Here is a 17,336-nt window from a genome sequence, read left to right as displayed (position 1 = left end):
TACCTTCCCAAGCCTCCCATTTAGTTCGCGGGAAGGTTTACCCTCGTGAGCGCCCATGCTGATCATCTTCGAGAGCATCCTTCCAGTTTTCATGCTGATCGGGCTGGGCATCCTCGTCCGAAGACTTCCGGTAATCTCCAAAGACGTCTGGCCGGGCGTCGAGCAGCTCACCTACTGGATCCTCTATCCGGCGTTACTCTTTATTACGATCTACAATGCAGATTTCAGTCCTCTGAAGCTCGATTCACTCCTGCTGGCACTGCTCCTTGCGGTTGCCGGAATGTGCGCGCTCATGCTTGCCGCCTGGCCATTGCTTCGGCGCAGCCGCTGGGTCACTCCGGCCGAGTTCTCGTCCGTTTTCCAGACCTCGATACGGTGGAACGGCTTCATCGCATTGCCGATAGCTCAGGCTATATTTCCACCACAAGGAGCCGCAGTTGTGGCACTGGCAATGGCCGCCATCATCATCCCGATCAACATCGTGGTGGTCATGGTGATCACGAAATTCGCCGACAAGCAGGCGAGCATCGGGGTACTGCTGCGCCGGATGGCGCTCAACCCGTTCATAATCTCAACAGGAGGTGCGGTCCTTTTCCGTCAATTGCCGTTCGAGCTCTACGAACCGATCAAGGTCACCCTCTCCCTCGCAGGCACATCGGCTCTGGGAATCGGCCTGATGGCGATTGGAGCGGCGCTTCAGACGGAAAGGATATCGCTGAGAAGAACAGCTCTGTGGCCGCCAATTGTTGCCAAGCTCATCATCTACCCAGCCATGATCGCGACCATAGGCTACGTACTCGGCGTCTCCGGCACTGAAATTCAGTATCTCGTCCTTTGCGCAGCTGTCCCGACCGCCGCGAATGGGTATCTCCTGGCGCGCCTCCTGGGCGGCGATGCGGAACTATACGCTGAGGTCAAGACGCTTCAGACGGCACTGTCATTCCTGACAATGCCGTTGGTGCTGTTCATTGCCGCTCAGTCGGTGGGGTAGAGGGTGTCGACGATGACACGGGCGTCATGGCGTGCGTCCAGCATCCCGTAGGTGGTCCGCCACTGCCCCGCCAACCGAGATTCTACAAATGCATCGGCGATCCGCCCTGCCCCCATCCGCCGCAATTCGGCGGCTGCAGCGGAAATAGCCAGCTGCTCTGTCAAAATCCGGGCCGACCCCTCATCCGAGCCTGCAACCTGGAGTGCTGCGCGCAGCACGCCAACTGTGCCCTTGCCGGCAGGCCCGAGATCGCGTCCGATACCCGCCAGAACTTCCTCGAAAAGCTGCGGGGCCCGCGCGAGGACACGCAGGACATCCAGCGCCATCACATTGCCCGACCCTTCCCAAATGGCATTGACAGGCGCTTCCCGGTAATAGCGAGCCAGCGGGCCATCTTCGACATAGCCGTTGCCGCCAATGCACTCGATGGCTTCATAGATCAGGGCTGGGGCGATCTTGCAGGCCCAATACTTCACCACCGCCGTCATCGCACGTGCAAAGGCGGCCTCGGCGGGATTGTTCGCTGCCTCGTCAAATGACCGCGCCAAACGCATCGACAAGGCGGTGGCTCCGGCAACATCGAGAGACATGTCAGCCAAAACACGCACCATGAGCGGCTGATCGATCAAGGGTTGACCGGAAACGCGCCTGTGGCGGGTGTGATGTACCGCTTCGGCAAGCGCCGCCCGCATGATCCCCGAACTGGCGACCGCGCAATCAAGACGCGTCAGCGTAACCATGTCCATGATGGTGCGGATTCCGGAACCTGGGTCGCCAACCATCTCCGCCAATGTGCCGTCGAACTCTACCTCCGACGACGCGTTAGAACGGTTGCCAAGCTTGTCTTTCAGCCTCTGGAAGCGAAGTCCGTTGTCGACTCCGCCCTTGAGCAAGCGTGGAACCAGAAAGCAGGAAAGCCCCTCATCTGCCTGCGCCAACATCAGGAACGCGTCCGACATCGGTGCCGACAGGAACCATTTATGTCCACTCAGGCGGTAGAACTGGCTGCCTTCGCGCACCGCCCGGCTGGTGTTGGTACGCAGATCCGTACCGCCCTGCTTTTCGGTCATCCCCATTCCGAGGGTCAGACCGCCTTTTTCGACCGGCGCCTTTTGCGAGGAATCGTATTTGCGCGTTGTGATGCGTGGTGCCCATTCCCGGAACAGAGATGGACTCGACATCAGAGCAGCCAGCGAGGCGCTCGTCATGGTTATCGGACAAAGATGCCCACATTCCAGCTGCGCTGTCAGGTAAAAACGCGCAGCGCGCACCTGATGCCGTTTTCCAGCCTCAGCCGGATTATTCTCCCAGATTGAGGAGTGCAGGCCGATCCCCACCGACCGACGCATCAAAGCATGGTAAGCTGGATGGAACTCGACGATATCAGAACGTCGACCCTGGCGGTCGTGAGTGCGCAATTTGGGCACTTCCGAATTTGCCAGGCGGGCAAGGTCTTGCGCCTCAACCGAGCGGACGTAGCGCCCAAGCTGATCGAGGTCCTTGCGGACCGGATCTGTAAAATCGTCTGCAAGCTGCACGAGCAGCGGATCAGTGCGCCAGGCGCTGCTTCCTGAGAGAGGCGGGCTCTGGTTCGTTACCTCGTGCGTCAATGCAAAACTCCGTTTTCCGCCGATTCCGGCCGCATGACTGTTACAAGCAATACACATCCTTTTGCGAGGAAAAATCGCTGAAACATGACCGCCGCGCTTGCGGGCCGGGCGATGCATGCCTATAGCACAGCTTTAACATGACTGAGCGCACCGCCCTTCCCCTATTTCCGCACCGGCACCTGCTCGGCATCAAGGGCCTTTCCCCGCTGGATATTGAAATGTTGCTCGACCGCGCTGACGCGGACGTCTCCATTTCGCGCCAATCGGAAAAGAAGACCTCGACGCTGCGCGGCCGTACCCAGATCAACCTGTTTTTCGAAGCGTCAACCCGCACGCAATCATCGTTCGAACTAGCCGGAAAGAGACTCGGCGCGGACGTGATGAACATGTCGGTTGCCTCGTCGTCGGTGAAGAAGGGGGAAACCCTCATCGACACGGCGATGACGCTGAACGCCATGCGTCCCGACATTCTGATCATCCGTCATGCGTCCGCAGGCGCTGCCGCCCTTCTGGCGCAGAAGGTCGATTGTTCCGTGGTCAACGCCGGCGACGGCGCACACGAACATCCGACTCAAGCGCTTTTGGACGCGCTGACCATTCGTCGCGCCAAGGGGAGAATCGGCGGTTTGACCGTAGCGATCTGCGGCGACATTTCCCACTCGCGGGTCGCGCGTTCGAACATCATTCTGCTTAACGCGCTGGGTGCGCGTGTCCGCGTCGTTGCCCCATCAACGCTGCTGCCTTCCGGCATCTCGCAGATGAGCGTCGAGGTGTTCAACACCATGAAGGAAGGCCTGGCAGGAGCCGATGTCGTCATGATGCTCCGCCTGCAGCGCGAGCGCATGGAAGGCGCGATGGTGCCGTCGGTGCGGGAATATTTCCGTTATTGGGGCCTCGATGCCGAAAAGCTGAAGGTGGCCAAGGAAGATGCCTTGGTCATGCATCCGGGGCCGATGAACCGCGGCGTTGAGATAGCGTCAGAGATAGCCGACGGCCCTCAAAGTGTCATTCAGGAGCAGGTTGAAATGGGCGTTGCGGTCCGCATGGCGGTCATGGAAGCACTCCTCGACCCCCGCCGCAATCCCGACGGAGCGGCCATATGAGCATCACCGTCTTTCAGAATGCACGCGTCGTTGATCCCTCCCGGAACATCGATGAGATCGGCGATGTCATCGTCAATGGTAAGGAGATCGTTGCGGCAGGCGCTGACGCACGCAACCAAGGCATTCCAGAAGGCGCGGCAGTCATCGACTGCTCGGGCAAGTCGATCATGCCGGGCCTGGTCGACGCGCGCGTTCACATCGGCGAGCCCGGTGGCGAGCACCGCGAGACGATTGCTTCGGCAAGCGTTGCCGCAGCGGCTGGCGGCATCACATCCCTGGTGATGATGCCCGACACCGCGCCCGTCATCGATGATATTGCGCTGGTTGATTTCGTGCTGCGCGCGGCCCGCGATACTGCAGTCGTCAACGTCTTCCCGGCAGCCTCCATCACGCGTGGCCTCAAAGGCTCCGAGATGACGGAATTCGGCCTTCTGCGTGAGGCGGGAGCCGTCTTCTTCACAGAAGGTCGTCAGACCCTCGTCAATTCTCTCGTGATGCGCCGGGCGCTCACATATGCTCGCGACTTCGGCGCGGTGATCGACCATGCCGGACAGGATCCATACCTGGCCATGACCGGCGTCATGAACGAAGGGCTCTACGCAAGCTGGCTTGGCCTTCCTGGCATCCCGAGGGAAGCCGAGACGATCCCGCTTGAACGGGATCTGATGCTGGCGCGTCTCACCAAAGGTGCCTATCACGCCGCCAAGCTCTCCACGGAGCTGTCCGCAAATGCGATTCGGCGCGCCAAGGCTGACGGCGCCAATGTCACCGCCGGTGCGGCCATCGCCAGCCTGTCATTAAACGAGCACGACGTCGGCGAGTATCGTACGTTCTTCCGTCTCAACCCGCCTCTCCGTGCAGAAGACGACCGTCTGGCAATGGTGGAAGCGCTTCGAGACGGGACGATAGACATTCTCGTTTCGTCCCATGATCCGCAGGATGTCGACACGAAACGCCTGCCGTTCGCCGATGCAGCAGCAGGAGCCATCGGCCTCGAAACGCTGTTGTCCGCTGCGTTGCGGCTGTATCACAATGACAGCGTCCGGCTGTTGCGCCTCGTGGACGCTTTGTCTACCGCACCTGCCAAGAGGTTCGGCCTGCCAGCGGGAACGCTTCGCCCCGGTTCCAACGCCGACCTGATTGTCGTTGACCTCAACGAGCCCTGGGTTGTTCGCGAACAGGATATTCTTTCGCGCTCCAAGAACACCTGCTTCGAAGGCGCTCGCATGCAGGGCAAGGTCTTGCAAACAGTCGTGTCCGGACGCACAGTCTACAAGGCCGCCATCTAAAGCGACCCGGGGAGCATTCAGATCATGCCGACAGCGACAATTCTGGCGCTCGCGCTGGGTTATCTACTCGGTTCTGTGCCGTTTGGCCTGCTGATCACGCGCGCCGCGGGACTGGGCGACGTGCGCAATATCGGCTCGGGCAATATCGGTGCGACCAATGTCCTGCGGACCGGGAACAAGGGGCTCGCTGCACTGACGCTGCTCTGCGACGCCTTAAAGGGAACTGCAGCCGTTCTGATCGGTGCGCAATGGGGACTGGAGGCGGGCCTTGCCGCTGGCTTCGCGGCTTTCCTCGGACATTTGTTTCCGGTGTGGCTAAGCTTCAAGGGCGGCAAGGGCGTTGCCACTTATCTTGGCATCCTTATCGCCTTTGCCTGGCAGGGACTTCTGGCGTTTGCGATCACCTGGCTCGCCACGGCTGTCATCAGCCGTTACTCCTCCCTCTCCGCTCTGGTCGCATGTATCGTCACACCGGTCGTGATCTACATGGTTGGCTTGCCAACACATTCGCTGATCGTTGCGGCGATGAGCATAATCATCTTCATCAAGCACCGACCCAATATTGAGCGCCTATTGGCGGGGACGGAATCGAAGATCGGCTCGAAAGGATGAGCCGGCGGCCGGCGGAAAGCTTGACGCTAACCGACCGGCAACGGCTCAACTGGTTGAGGCTCATCCGCAGCGAGAACGTTGGCCCTGCCACGTTCCGGCAACTGATCAACCGTTTTGGCTCCGCAGAAGCCGCACTTGCAGAGCTACCCACGCTGGCTGCTGCAGGCGGCGCGGCGAAATCTATCCGGATATGTCCGACTGCGGAGGCAGAAGCGGAACTGGAGGCCGCAACCCGTCATAACGTGCGGCTTATCGCCTATGGCGAGCCCGACTACCCACCAATGTTGCGGCAGATGGATCAACCGCCTCCACTCGTGGCGGTACGAGGTCGTCTAGACGTGTTTCGGATGCCGGCGATTTCGGTCGTCGGAGCCCGCAATGCGTCGGCAAACGGAATGACAATCGCACGCCGCATCGCGAGCGACCTCGGGCGTGAGGGCCACATCATCGTCTCCGGTCTGGCCCGAGGGATTGATGCCGCCGCTCACAGCGGCAGCTTGGACACCGGAACGGTAGCGGTTTTTGCCGGCGGCTTGTCCCGCCCCTACCCTCCGGAGAACGAGAAACTCAGTGAGACTATCGCCGAGCGAGGCGCTTTGATTTCGGAGATGCCGCTGACCTGGTCTCCCCGATCGCGCGATTTTCCGCGTCGCAACAGGCTGATTGCAGCGCTGGGAACCGGCTTGGTGGTCATTGAGGCTGCTTACAGGTCCGGTTCTCTCATCTCGGCAAGGCTCGCCGCGGAAATGGGTCGCCTGGTCTATGCCGTGCCGGGATCGCCACTTGATCCGAGATCCGCCGGTACCAACAGCCTCATTCGTAACGGCGCGACCCTCATCACCGGAGCAGCGGACGTGCTGGAGGACATCAAGCCACTCGTGCCCAGGACCGCCCGCGTAATGGATGTGCTTGAGGAGCCGCCCATCCCCTCAAGCACACCCCCGCCACTTGATGATCAGCGCTCAGCAGTGCTGAACGCCTTAGGTCCGTCGCCAGCTCAAATAGATGAACTCTTGCACCACACCGGCGTACACCCGTCCCAGCTCATGATGATCTTACTTGAGCTTGACCTTGCCGGTCGCCTCGAGCGGCATTCCGGCGGCTCCGTTTCGCTGATCGTCTCTGACATTTAGCGGGCGCTCACCGCGAATAATGTCACCCGCTTCCAGGTACGCCATCTCGATCAGATACGCCAACATATCGCAGCGCTCGGCCTGGGCCATTGTTCGCAATTGACCGAGCATTGACTGAAGATAATCCAACGCGTCGGTTCGTCGACGCTGCCGAAGCGTATGCATGACTTCCCTCCGCCACTCCGGTTGCAAGAAACATTTTACACAACCACAGATAGATTCAATTAATACTCTCTGCCTGCAAAATTGCAATCTTAACGTGCGCAATCTTTGGTTGTGACGAGCCCCTGACCGCTCCTAAAATCGTCACAGCCTCTTGACCGCAATTAAAAGCACGGCCATGTGACGGGCTGTTTTCCGAAGATCAGCGGTGGCCGATTGCTACCGTACGAGGGGTAATTCACCAGGATATGGACGTCGTCGTCGTCGAGTCGCCTGCCAAGGCAAAGACCATCAACAAATATCTCGGTCCGGACTACATCGTCCTGGCATCGTTCGGGCACGTGCGCGATTTGCCAGCGAAAGATGGCTCTGTGCGCCCGGACGAAGATTTTGCCATGTCGTGGGAAGTCGACGGCGCGTCCTCGAAACGGCTGTCCGACATCGCCAAGGCGATGAAGGGTGCTGACAGCCTTATCCTCGCGACTGACCCCGACCGTGAAGGCGAGGCGATCTCGTGGCACGTCCTCGACGTGTTGCGCCAAAAGAAGGTCATTAAAGATCAGCCTGTCCGCCGGGTCGTCTTCAACGCGATTACCAAGCAGTCCGTTCTCGAGGCTATGGCGAACCCGCGCGATATCGATGTCGCGCTGGTGGATGCCTACCTCGCAAGACGTGCGCTGGACTATCTTGTAGGTTTCACACTGTCGCCGGTTCTTTGGCGCAAGCTTCCCGGGGCTCGATCAGCTGGACGTGTCCAGTCCGTCGCGCTGCGCCTGGTATGCGATCGTGAGTCGGAAATCGAGCGGTTCATCCGCGAAGATTATTGGCAGATAGCTGCTCAGCTTGCGACGCCACGCAGCGATGATTTCGAAGCGCGCCTGACCGCGTTCGAAGGAAAGAAGCTCCAGAAGCTCGATATCAAGAGCGCCGAACAGGCCGCCGATATTAAAGGGATGCTGGAAGGGGCGACCTTCAACGCCGTATCAGTTGAAGCGAAGCCGACGAAGCGAAACCCGGCCCCTCCCTTCACGACCTCCACGCTACAGCAAGCTGCCTCATCGCAGCTCAGCTTCTCGGCGTCCCGAACGATGCAAGTCGCACAGCGCCTATACGAAGGTATCGACATTGGCGGTGAGACCACCGGTCTGATTACCTATATGCGTACTGACGGCGTCCAGATGGCACCGGAGGCGATCGCCGCTGCTCGCTCAGCCATTGGTGCCGAATTCGGCGATCGCTATTTGCCGGAGAAGCCCCGCTATTATTCCACGAAGGCGAAAAACGCCCAGGAAGCGCACGAAGCGGTGCGTCCAACTGATTTCCGGCGCACGCCTGCAAGCGTCCGTAAATATCTGGATGCAGATCAGGCTCGTCTTTATGAAATCATCTGGAAGCGGGCTATTGCCAGCCAGATGAACCCGGCCGAGATCGAACGGACGACTGTCGAGATCGAGGCGGTCAACGGGAGCCGCACGGCGGGGCTTCGTGCTGTCGGCTCGGTCGTTCGGTTCGATGGCTTCATCGCCGCCTATACCGAGCAGAAGGACGAGGATTCCGAGGACGAGGAAAGCCGCCGCCTCCCCGAAATCAAAGCTGGCGAGGCACTGTCACGCAAGAACGTTGCAGTGACCCAGCACACGACCGAACCTCCTCCCCGTTATTCTGAAGCGTCTTTGATCAAGAAGATGGAAGAGCTCGGGATCGGCCGCCCCTCGACCTATGCCGCGACTCTTAAGACGCTCGAGGACCGCGATTATGTGACGATCGAGAAGCGCCGCCTGATGCCTCAGGCCAAAGGTCGCCTTGTAACCGCTTTCCTTGAAAACTTCTTTGAGCGCTACGTCGAGTTCGACTTCACAGCCGATCTTGAAGAAAAGCTGGACGAGATTTCCGACGGCAAACTCGCCTGGAAGGATGTTCTGCGCGACTTCTGGCGCGACTTCTCCGCCCACGTCGACGAGACGAAAGAGTTGCGCGTAACGGACGTCCTCGACACATTGAACGAGGAACTGGCTCCGCTTGTGTTCCCGGCCCGCGAAGACGGCTCGAACCCTCGCGTATGCCCACGCTGCGGCTCTGGGAACCTTTCGCTGAAGCTGGGCAAATTCGGTGCCTTTGTCGGGTGCTCGAATTATCCGGAATGCGGCTTCACTCGCCAGTTGGGCGACGGCCTGAACGGCGAAGGCGATGGCGCAGGCGATAATGGCGACCGCGTACTCGGAAAGGATCCGGAGACCGACGAGGACATCGTTCTGAAGAGCGGCCGCTTCGGCCCCTACGTTCAACGCGGCGACGGGAAAGAAGCCAAGCGCGCCGGTCTTCCGAAGGGGTGGACCCCATCATCAATGGACCTGGAGAAAGCTCTGCAGCTCATCTCACTTCCACGCGATGTCGGCCTGCACCCTGAAACCGGCAAGATGATTGCCGCCGGCATCGGTCGCTACGGCCCGTTCCTGCTTCATGACGGCGCCTATGCCAATCTCGAGACGGTGGAGGATGTTTTCACCATCGGCCTCAACCGTGCGGTCACCGTGATCGCAGAGAAGAAGTCCCGCTTCTCCAAGGGTGGCGGCAGAGCCACCCCGGCGGCCCTCAAGGAACTTGGGGAACATCCGGATGGCGGCGCCATTACTGTACGTGATGGCCGATTTGGCCCTTATGTGAACTGGGGCAAAGTCAATGCGACGCTGCCAAAAGGTAAGGACCCTGCATCTGTGACGGTCGAAGAGGCTCTTGAGCTGATCGCCGCCAAGGCAGGAAAGTCCGGAACGAAAAAGGCGGCAACCAAGAAGGCGACCGCAGTCAAGAAGGCACCCGCGGCCAAGAAGACCACGACCACCAAGAAGCCGGCTGCCAAAAAAGCTCCGGCGAAGAAGTCTAAAGAAGAGGAATAGGACCTTTTGGCAAAGCGGATTTCGGGACGCACGACCGGCGAAGACAAAAGCGATTTCCGCCCTTCGCGCGATGAAATCCTTGCTTTCATCAAGGAAAATCCTGATCAGAGCGGAAAGCGCGAAATCGCACGCGCTTTCCGTCTGAAGGGCGCTGATCGCGCATGGCTGAAGGATCAGCTTCGCCAGCTTCAGGATGAGGGGGTACTGAAGAAGCAGGCGAAGCGCTTCACTCGGGCCGACGCCCTCCCCCATGTTTCTGTACTCGACGTATTTTCTCGCGACGAGGACGGGAACCTGCTCGCGCGCCCCGCCGAGTGGCCGGAAGAAAATGGTGCAGTGCCGCTGGTGTCGCTGCGTCCTTCGCGCGATTCGGCCCGGACGCCCGGTATTGGCGAACGTATTCTTGCAAAGGTATTTCCGACCGATCTCGACGCTGGCCCTGCCTACACGGGACGCATCATCAAGATTTTCGAGAAGCGCCGCGATGCCGTTCTCGGGGTGCTGCGTCAGCTGCGTGATGGCAGCTTCCGCATCGAGCCCGTCGAGCGCCGCCAGGCTGAGCTGATCATCGACAGCGACTACACGGGCGGAGCCAAACCAGGCGATCTCGTGGAAGTGGAGCAGGTGTCTGCCGGCCGCTACGGCCTACCCAAGGGCAAGGTGCTCAACATATTGGGGTCGCTGAGCAGCGAGAAGGCGATCTCGATGATCGCGATCCACGAACACGACATTCCTTACATCTTCCCTGAAACGGCATTGGCGGAAGCCGCTGCCGCGCCTGAGGCGAGCATGGCAAGTCGTGAGGATTGGCGGAACATCCCCTTGGTCACAATCGATCCTCCGGACGCGAAAGATCACGATGACGCCGTCTTTGCGGAAGCAGATCCAGACGACAGGAATGTCGGTGGGCACATCGTGACAGTCGCGATCGCCGATGTCGCGACTTATGTCACGCCCGGTTCCGCGCTCGATCAAGAAGCCCTGAAGCGCGGAAATTCGGTCTACTTTCCTGACCGCGTCGTGCCCATGCTGCCGGAGCGTATCTCGAACGATCTATGCTCGCTTCGCGAAGGCGAAGATCGCCCTGCACTTGCGGTACGCATGACATTCAGCGCCGAGGGTGGGAAGATCCGTCACTCGTTCCACCGCATCATGATGAAGTCGGCGGCCAAGCTTGCATATCCGCAAGCTCAGGCAGCAATTGATGGCTCGCCAGACGACAAGACTAAGCCACTGCTCGAGACGATCCTGAAGCCTCTGTGGGCGGCTTACGGTGCCCTGAAGCGAGGCCGCGCGCAGCGTGGACCGCTTGAGCTCGACCTGCCTGAGAGAAAAATCCTTCTCAAGGAGGATGGAACAGTCGATCGCGTGATCGTTCCAGAGCGGCTGGACGCCCACAAGCTGATCGAAGAATTCATGATTCAGGCAAATGTTGCCGCTGCCGAGACATTGGAAGGCAAGCACAAGCCGCTCGTATACCGCATTCATGACGCGCCCTCGCTCGCCAAGCAGGAAGCACTTCGCGAATTCCTCCAGACGATCGGGATGTCTTTGGCCCGAGGAGCCCAGATGCGGCCATCGTCTTTCAATGGGATCCTGGCGCAAGTCGCAGGCACGGACCACGAGGTGCTGGTCAACGAGGTCGTTCTGAGATCTCAGAGCCAAGCAGTCTACTCGCCCGAAAACCTCGGCCATTTCGGCCTGAACCTGCGCCGATACGCCCATTTCACTTCACCCATCCGCCGCTATGCCGATCTCCTGGTGCACCGGGCGCTCATTAGTGCACACGGGCTTGGTCCGGACGGGATCACCAATGAAGAAGAATCGCGTCTTGAAGAGATCGCTGCACTGATCTCGACGGCTGAACGACGGGCAATGGCAGCCGAGCGTGCGACGGTCGACCGTCTCATCGCCGAACATTTGAATTCGCGACTGGAAGAAACCTTTGTTGCGCGAATATCGGGCGTCACCAAAGCGGGTCTTTTCGTCCAGCTGCCACAATTTGGCGCAGATGGGTTCATCCCTATTTCGTCTCTGGGCGACGACTACTATATCTTTGACGAGTCGGCCCGTGCTCTTTTTGGGGAGAGGACAAGAAGAGGATACCAGCTTGCAGATACAGTTGATGTGAAGCTCGTTGAAGTGGCACCACTTGCAGGTGCCATGCGTTTTGAGATGCTTAGCGACCCGAAGCCCCTCCCGGGCTCCAAACAGTCCTATCATAAGGCGCGGCGCTCGCGTGAAAGGGCCCGAGCCAAGGCACCACGTGGCGGGCCAAGGAGACGATAATGGATCAACAGATATTCGGAGAAGCCCAGGTTGCAGATCGCCCCGTAAAGCAGTCGATCATGCGCGGAATGATGTCGCGCTGCCCACATTGCAACAAGGGCAAGCTGTTCCGCGCCTTTCTGAAAGTTGCTGATCGGTGCGATCAGTGTGGTGAGGACTTTCACCACCACCGCGCAGACGATCTACCGGCCTATCTCGTCGTCACGATCGTCGGACACGTCGCAGTGGCCATGTATATGGGATTCGAATCGATCGTGGACTGGTCGGTCTGGACTCACCTTGCCTATCTCGGGCCGGTGACGCTGATCATGACCTTGCTTGCACTGCCTCCTGTAAAAGGCGGGGTGGTTGGTCTTCAGTGGGCATGCCGCATGCATGGTTTCTCAGGTCAGGACGACGCGTTGGATACCCACCCGGAAATGCAGAATCCATGACGGGAGACGGCGCTTTGCGCCGGACCATGGCCGGGATGAGCCGTGCCGAGGTCGATCACGTGGAGGGACGCGACGCTGCACTTGGCGCAGGTCCATCGCGTCCCCGCGATGCGGCTACCCTCATTCTATTAGATCGCTCGAAAGGCCAGGTGCGCGTCCTCATGGGACGGCGTCACATGAGGCATGCATTCATGCCCGGCAAATTCGTGTTCCCCGGTGGCCGCACTGACCCCACGGACGGGCGTATCAAAGTGGCCGATGCGCTTCATCCACTCGAGGAAGAAAAGCTGGCCCGCCCGCGGATCAGCCGTACCCGCGCCCGCGCGATTGCGATGTCGGCGATCCGCGAGACCTATGAAGAAGCAGGCCTTCTCATCGGCAAAATGGGTGACTTCAAGACGTCCAAGCCAGATTGGCAGGGCTTTGTTCAAAATGGCGTGTGCCCCACCCTCACCCCTCTCCGCTTCATCGCTCGCGCGATCACACCTCCTGGTCGGGTGAGACGATACGATACCCGGTTTCTCGCGGCGTTCAGGGACGACGTGGCGGTAGAGTTGCCGGAGGGCGGCCCCACAGACGAGCTCGAAGAGATCATGTGGCTGTCCGTCGCCGAAGCTCTATCTGCCGACATCCCCGGCATAACTCGCACCGTTCTGGTGGATCTGGAGCAGCGTCTTGAAAACGACCCTGACCTCTCCCCGGGAGGACCCGTCCCATTTTACTATTTGCGCGGTAGTCGCTTCCAGCGCGATCTACTGTAAGCACTCCGCATTTTTCACAGGTCTTTTACATGGCACCAGATTCACTGGCCGCTCAGGAAGAGGCGATCACCCACATTCGCTGGTTATCGGTCGCCGCAGCAGTTGCATCGATCAGCGTCGTTGGTATCGCAATTGGCCTTGGGGTCCCGCTCCTGTCCGTAATTCTTGAGGCACGCGGCTATTCATCGACCGTGATCGGGGCCAACACCGCTGTCGCGGGAATCGCCTCGATAGCCGCGGCCCCTCTCGTCACACCGTTCGCTGCACGAATCGGCGTTGTGCCGCTGATGACGGCGATGATTCTGCTCGGCGGCTTCGCATTCATCGGGTTTTATTTCGTACCCGCATTCTGGATGTGGTTTCCGCTTCGGGCTGTGCTGCACTTTGCACTCACGACACTATTCATCCTGTCCGAGTACTGGATTTCCACCTCCGCCCCGCCGAACAAGCGCGGCCTGGTGCTCGGAATATACGCCACCGTCCTATCACTCGGCTTTGCCTTCGGGCCTTTCCTTTTCTCCCAGGTCGGGTCGTCAGGTTTCCTGCCTTTCGGGATTGCGTTCGGCTTGGTGATGATTGCTGCTCTGCCGGTTCTGGCAGCTTCACGCGAAAGCCCGGACATGGGGACCACCTCAGGTGAGCCCTCGTCTGGTTTCGCGCATTACATTTGGATGGTTCCTATGGCCACCGGCGCCGTTCTCGTCTTCGGGGCGGTAGAGACCGGTGGCTTCGCACTCTTCCCCGTCTACGGTGCCCGTATCGGCTATAGCGAAAGCGATGCAGCGCTTCTCCTTACGGCCGTTGGTCTTGGAAATGTGCTTCTGCAAATTCCCCTCGGCATTATCAGCGATCGTATGCAGGACCGCAGAACGCTGCTCGTGATCTGCGCAGTGGTTGGCTTGGCCGGCGTGCTGATCTTGCCCTTGATAGCGGGCAACTGGCTTCTGAGCGCCGCCGTGCTCTTTGCGTGGGGCGGTGTGGTAGCTGGCCTGTACACGGTCGGGCTTGCCCATCTGGGCTCGCGCCTGTCCGGTCGGGACCTTGCTTCTGCAAATGCTGCGTTCGTCCTATGCTACGGCATCGGGATGCTTGTCGGTCCCCAGGCCATTGGCGTCGGCATGGACTTCTTCGGCCCAAGCGGATTCTCGTGGAGCCTGTCTGTATTCTTCGTCGGTTACCTGCTTTTGGCGGTGTGCCGCATGGGAGGAGGCACCTCTCGGACTTGACATTTCCGGAGGCTCGTTTATGTCTCCGCGCGAGTTTTCCGCAAGCCGGGCCTGCCGCCCGCACCGATGCGGCAACGAGACCCCGAGAACAGCGGACCAAGAACATGGCCAAAGCTACGACGATTAAGATCAAGCTCCTGTCGACCGCGGACACCGGTTTCTTCTATGTCACCAAGAAGAACAGCCGCACCATGACCGACAAGATGACCAAGCGTAAGTACGACCCGATCGCGCGCAAGCACGTCGAGTTCAAGGAAACGAAGATCAAGTAATCTTCCTTACGCCGAACTAACGAAAACGCCGCCCCAAAGGGCGGCGTTTTCGTTTCTGCAGTGCTCACTGAGAATTGGGGCCGATCGGCGCTGACAACGGTACGAGGAGGCCGCTGAACGCCAGCATCCGACCGGCCAACCCCACGGACCCAGGAGATGCGGCGGACCTGAGCATCATGGGGTGTCTATTTCGGGAGCCAAAATAACAAAGCCCCCCCTTACCCAACGGAACTCTTGCGCAACCTACGGTTAAAATCAATCTGTTCTTAACCATGCGTCCCGTTTTCACGAGAACAAGGTAAATAAGCGTATGCAGGCAATCCTTGATTCGCCTGCGCGTCACGCTGCTGCAGCGACCACGCGATTGCGGCCGCTATTCTTAGCCTGGTAGAGTGCCTGATCAGCCCGCTTGATCATCGTCGGCACTGTGTCGGCTCCGTCGCGTAGGGTCGCCACACCTAAACTGACCGTGACTTGATTGCCGCCGTGACCGGGTATCTCGAAGGGTGTCGCCGCAATCTCGCTGCGGATGCGTTCAGCCACCTTCTCGGCGATATCGCCCGGCGTCTCCGGCATCACCACAACGAACTCCTCGCCACCGAATCGACAAACAAGATCAATTCCGCGCAGGTTTCGCCTGATCCTGGATGCGAATTCCCTTAGGACCGCGTCACCCGCGTCATGGCCCCACCGATCATTGATCATCTTGAAGCGATCAATGTCTGCGATCATGAGCGACAGCGGCGTTCCGCGTGACTGGGCACGATCGAACAATGTCTGAAGGTGCGTGTCGAGGTAACGCCTGTTGTTGAGGCCCGTGAGAGGGTCCGTGACAGCCATCTCGATCGTTTCGGCCAGAGAGGCACGCAGATGATCGTTGTAGCGCTTGCGGCGCACCTGCGTGACCATGCGAGCAATCAGTTCATGCTGGTCCAGAGGACGAACGAGATAATCATTGACCCCAAGTTCGAGGCCGCGGACAAGCCGGGCATCCTCCCCCTGATCGGCGATCAGCATGATCGGGGTAAAACGCGTCCGATCGAGCGTACGCAGTTGCGAACAGATCCGAAGCGGATCGTAGTTGGTAAGATTGGTGCTGATCAGCACACAGTCAAAATCACCCTCTGCGGCGGTGATGAAGGCTGCCTGGGGATCTGCAGTACTCTCGAGCACGCAGCGATGACGCAGCATGCGAGAAATTCGCTCGACGGAACTATCCTTGTCATCAACCAGCAGCGCTTTCGGCAGCGACTCGTCCACCGATGCTCGTCGTGACAAGAGTTCTTCAATCCCGATGCTGCGCGTGGTCGAGGCACGCAGGCGCAACTCGTCGGTGAGGCTCTTCAGACGGACGAGGCTTTTCACCCTGGTCATCAACTGAAGGTCATTGGCAGGCTTGGTGAGAAAGTCGTCTGCGCCAGATTCAAGTCCACGCACCCGATCTGTTACCTGATCAAGGGCCGTGACCATAACGACGGGAATATGATGAGTCGCCATATCGCTCTTAATGCGGCGACAAACCTCAAAGCCGTCCATCCCCGGCATCATTACGTCCAACAAGACGACATCAACATTGCCGCCTTGACAAATTTCCAGCGCCTCAAGGCCGTTAGAAGCAGTCAAAACTTCGAAATATTCAGCGAGAAGCCTTGCTTCCAAGAGTTTGACGTTTGCGGGTACGTCATCAACTACAAGGATGCGAGCAGTCATCAAGCATCTCCCAAATAAGACTTGATCGTCTCGATGAACTTGGCGACCGATATCGGCTTGGAAATGTAGGCTTCGCAACCACCCTGCCGGATCCGCTCTTCATCGCCTTTCATCGCAAAGGCGGTAACCGCAATTACCGGGATGGAGTGAAGCTCATCATCCTCCTTGAGCCACTTTGTTACCTCGAGACCCGAGACTTCAGGCAATTGGATGTCCATGAGGATCAGGTCAGGCTTGTGCGAACGAGCGAGATCGAGCGCCTCCAGCCCGTTCCGGGTCCGGACTGTCTCATACCCAGATGCCTCGATCAGGTCGCGGAAGAGCTTCATATTAAGCTCATTGTCCTCGACGATCATCACCTTCTTCGCCATTGCAACCCTGTCCGGTACGCTTTTGTACCACCCTCAAGAAGAATTCAGATGATGCTAGCGCAATCAGATTGACGAATGGCAAACGAATTGTGCCCTTCTCGCCTGCTGAACACGCTCGGCTTGCTAAGCTTATCAGCTCGGCGCTAAACCTGAACGTGATCCTGGAGCATAAAGGTTTAGCAATGCCGCACAATCGTGACGCAGCCGAGCAACTCGCAATCTCTGCGCTGGGCTTCATTGCAGCCGATCCAACGCTCATGCCACGCTTTCTGGCTATCAGCGGCATCGATGCAGCACAGATCAGACTGGCCGCTGCGGAGCCAGGCTTTCTGGCCGGCGTGCTGCAGTTCATTATGGGGCATGAGCCAACGCTTCAAGCATTCTGCGAAGCGACAGAGACAGCACCTGAGGACGTCAGGGTGGCCCTTCGGACCCTCCCCTTTGGCGATGATCGTTTCGACATTACCACGTGACGACAA

At 59.1% G+C, this 17,336-nt stretch carries 15 protein-coding genes; 12 read left to right on the top strand and 3 right to left on the bottom strand.

Features of this window, described 5'->3' with window-relative positions:
* Positions 1-55 precede the first annotated feature (55 nt).
* The gene (locus IOD40_RS01790) at positions 56-991 is read left to right on the top strand and encodes an AEC family transporter (protein ID WP_198473669.1); all 936 of its coding nucleotides are present in this window, start codon (positions 56-58) and stop codon (positions 989-991) included.
* On the opposite strand, the gene IOD40_RS01785 is transcribed toward IOD40_RS01790, so the two are convergent.
* The gene (locus IOD40_RS01785; RefSeq protein ID WP_198473667.1) at positions 976-2,658 is read right to left on the bottom strand and encodes an acyl-CoA dehydrogenase family protein; all 1,683 of its coding nucleotides are present in this window, start codon (positions 2,656-2,658) and stop codon (positions 976-978) included. The two genes, IOD40_RS01790 and IOD40_RS01785, sit on opposite strands and share 16 nt — an antisense overlap.
* An 80-nt stretch (positions 2,659-2,738) precedes the next feature.
* On the opposite strand from IOD40_RS01785, the gene IOD40_RS01780 reads away from it, so the two are divergent.
* The 10 genes from IOD40_RS01780 to rpmG all read left to right on the top strand — a co-directional run bounded on the left by IOD40_RS01780 (position 2,739) and on the right by rpmG (position 14,776).
* Positions 2,739-3,704 (top strand): aspartate carbamoyltransferase catalytic subunit, encoded by a 966-nt coding sequence (locus tag IOD40_RS01780; RefSeq protein WP_198473665.1) that lies wholly within the window; start codon positions 2,739-2,741, stop codon positions 3,702-3,704.
* Complete coding sequence (locus tag IOD40_RS01775; protein WP_198473663.1) at positions 3,701-4,993, top strand: dihydroorotase; 1,293 nt, start codon at positions 3,701-3,703, stop codon at positions 4,991-4,993. Before IOD40_RS01780 ends, IOD40_RS01775 begins: the two co-directional genes overlap by 4 nt.
* Positions 4,994-5,017: 24 nt before the next feature.
* Positions 5,018-5,605, top strand: a complete 588-nt coding sequence (plsY, locus tag IOD40_RS01770) for a glycerol-3-phosphate 1-O-acyltransferase PlsY (protein ID WP_198473661.1) — start codon at positions 5,018-5,020, stop codon at positions 5,603-5,605.
* Entirely contained in the window at positions 5,602-6,738 is a 1,137-nt protein-coding gene (gene dprA, locus IOD40_RS01765; protein WP_198473660.1) for a DNA-processing protein DprA, read from the top strand. Before plsY ends, dprA begins: the two co-directional genes overlap by 4 nt.
* 410 nt (positions 6,739-7,148) lie before the next feature.
* Positions 7,149-9,794 carry a type I DNA topoisomerase gene (gene topA, locus IOD40_RS01760; protein WP_198473657.1) on the top strand — a complete coding sequence of 882 codons (2,646 nt, stop codon included), beginning with the start codon at positions 7,149-7,151 and terminating at the stop codon, positions 9,792-9,794.
* Between the two features lie 6 nt (positions 9,795-9,800).
* Positions 9,801-12,083 (top strand): ribonuclease R, encoded by a 2,283-nt coding sequence (rnr, locus tag IOD40_RS01755; protein WP_198473655.1) that lies wholly within the window; start codon positions 9,801-9,803, stop codon positions 12,081-12,083.
* Positions 12,083-12,517: a DUF983 domain-containing protein gene (locus IOD40_RS01750; RefSeq protein ID WP_198473653.1), complete on the top strand. Its 435-nt coding sequence runs from the start codon at positions 12,083-12,085 to the stop codon at positions 12,515-12,517. Before rnr ends, IOD40_RS01750 begins: the two co-directional genes overlap by 1 nt.
* A gap of 26 nt (positions 12,518-12,543) precedes the next feature.
* Entirely contained in the window at positions 12,544-13,278 is a 735-nt protein-coding gene (locus IOD40_RS01745) for an NUDIX hydrolase (protein WP_198474229.1), read from the top strand.
* A gap of 29 nt (positions 13,279-13,307) precedes the next feature.
* Positions 13,308-14,504, top strand: coding sequence for an MFS transporter (locus tag IOD40_RS01740; RefSeq protein WP_198473652.1), 1,197 nt, complete (start codon positions 13,308-13,310; stop codon positions 14,502-14,504).
* 104 nt (positions 14,505-14,608) lie between these two features.
* Positions 14,609-14,776 carry a 50S ribosomal protein L33 gene (rpmG, locus tag IOD40_RS01735; protein WP_011580689.1) on the top strand — a complete coding sequence of 56 codons (168 nt, stop codon included), beginning with the start codon at positions 14,609-14,611 and terminating at the stop codon, positions 14,774-14,776.
* A 339-nt stretch (positions 14,777-15,115) separates the two neighbouring features.
* Here rpmG and IOD40_RS01730 read toward each other — a convergent pair whose 3' ends face one another.
* Both IOD40_RS01730 and IOD40_RS01725 read right to left on the bottom strand, forming a co-directional pair.
* Positions 15,116-16,486, bottom strand: coding sequence for a PleD family two-component system response regulator (locus IOD40_RS01730; protein ID WP_198473650.1), 1,371 nt, complete (start codon positions 16,484-16,486; stop codon positions 15,116-15,118).
* Positions 16,486-16,857, bottom strand: a complete 372-nt coding sequence (locus IOD40_RS01725) for a response regulator (RefSeq protein ID WP_198473648.1) — start codon at positions 16,855-16,857, stop codon at positions 16,486-16,488. Before IOD40_RS01725 ends, IOD40_RS01730 begins: the two co-directional genes overlap by 1 nt.
* A 182-nt stretch (positions 16,858-17,039) precedes the next feature.
* Here IOD40_RS01725 and IOD40_RS01720 point away from each other — a divergent pair, with 182 nt between their 5' ends.
* On the top strand, positions 17,040-17,330 hold the full coding sequence (locus IOD40_RS01720) for a DUF3572 domain-containing protein (protein ID WP_198473646.1): 291 nt from the start codon (positions 17,040-17,042) through the stop codon (positions 17,328-17,330).
* Positions 17,331-17,336: the final 6 nt, after the last annotated feature.

The sequence above is a fragment of the Aquamicrobium zhengzhouense genome, assembly GCF_016124105.1.
Taxonomy (GTDB): Bacteria; Pseudomonadota; Alphaproteobacteria; order Rhizobiales; family Rhizobiaceae; genus Aerobium; species Aerobium zhengzhouense.
The sequence above is the reverse complement of the archived record's forward strand: the minus strand, read 5'-3'. Positions and strand labels throughout refer to the sequence as shown.

Excerpts from the sequence above, each read along its gene's own strand:
- IOD40_RS01790 (WP_198473669.1), top strand. The coding sequence starts at position 56 with ATGCTGATCATCTTCGAGAGCATCCTTCCAGTTTTCATGCTGATCGGG.
- IOD40_RS01785 (WP_198473667.1), bottom strand. The coding sequence starts at position 2,658 with ATGTGTATTGCTTGTAACAGTCATGCGGCCGGAATCGGCGGAAAACGG.
- IOD40_RS01780 (WP_198473665.1), top strand. The coding sequence starts at position 2,739 with ATGACTGAGCGCACCGCCCTTCCCCTATTTCCGCACCGGCACCTGCTC.
- IOD40_RS01775 (WP_198473663.1), top strand. The coding sequence starts at position 3,701 with ATGAGCATCACCGTCTTTCAGAATGCACGCGTCGTTGATCCCTCCCGG.
- plsY (WP_198473661.1), top strand. The coding sequence starts at position 5,018 with ATGCCGACAGCGACAATTCTGGCGCTCGCGCTGGGTTATCTACTCGGT.
- dprA (WP_198473660.1), top strand. The coding sequence starts at position 5,602 with ATGAGCCGGCGGCCGGCGGAAAGCTTGACGCTAACCGACCGGCAACGG.
- topA (WP_198473657.1), top strand. The coding sequence starts at position 7,149 with ATGGACGTCGTCGTCGTCGAGTCGCCTGCCAAGGCAAAGACCATCAAC.
- IOD40_RS01750 (WP_198473653.1), top strand. The coding sequence starts at position 12,083 with ATGGATCAACAGATATTCGGAGAAGCCCAGGTTGCAGATCGCCCCGTA.
- IOD40_RS01745 (WP_198474229.1), top strand. The coding sequence starts at position 12,544 with ATGGCCGGGATGAGCCGTGCCGAGGTCGATCACGTGGAGGGACGCGAC.
- IOD40_RS01740 (WP_198473652.1), top strand. The coding sequence starts at position 13,308 with ATGGCACCAGATTCACTGGCCGCTCAGGAAGAGGCGATCACCCACATT.
- rpmG (WP_011580689.1), top strand. The coding sequence starts at position 14,609 with ATGGCCAAAGCTACGACGATTAAGATCAAGCTCCTGTCGACCGCGGAC.
- IOD40_RS01730 (WP_198473650.1), bottom strand. The coding sequence starts at position 16,486 with ATGACTGCTCGCATCCTTGTAGTTGATGACGTACCCGCAAACGTCAAA.
- IOD40_RS01725 (WP_198473648.1), bottom strand. The coding sequence starts at position 16,857 with ATGGCGAAGAAGGTGATGATCGTCGAGGACAATGAGCTTAATATGAAG.
- IOD40_RS01720 (WP_198473646.1), top strand. The coding sequence starts at position 17,040 with ATGCCGCACAATCGTGACGCAGCCGAGCAACTCGCAATCTCTGCGCTG.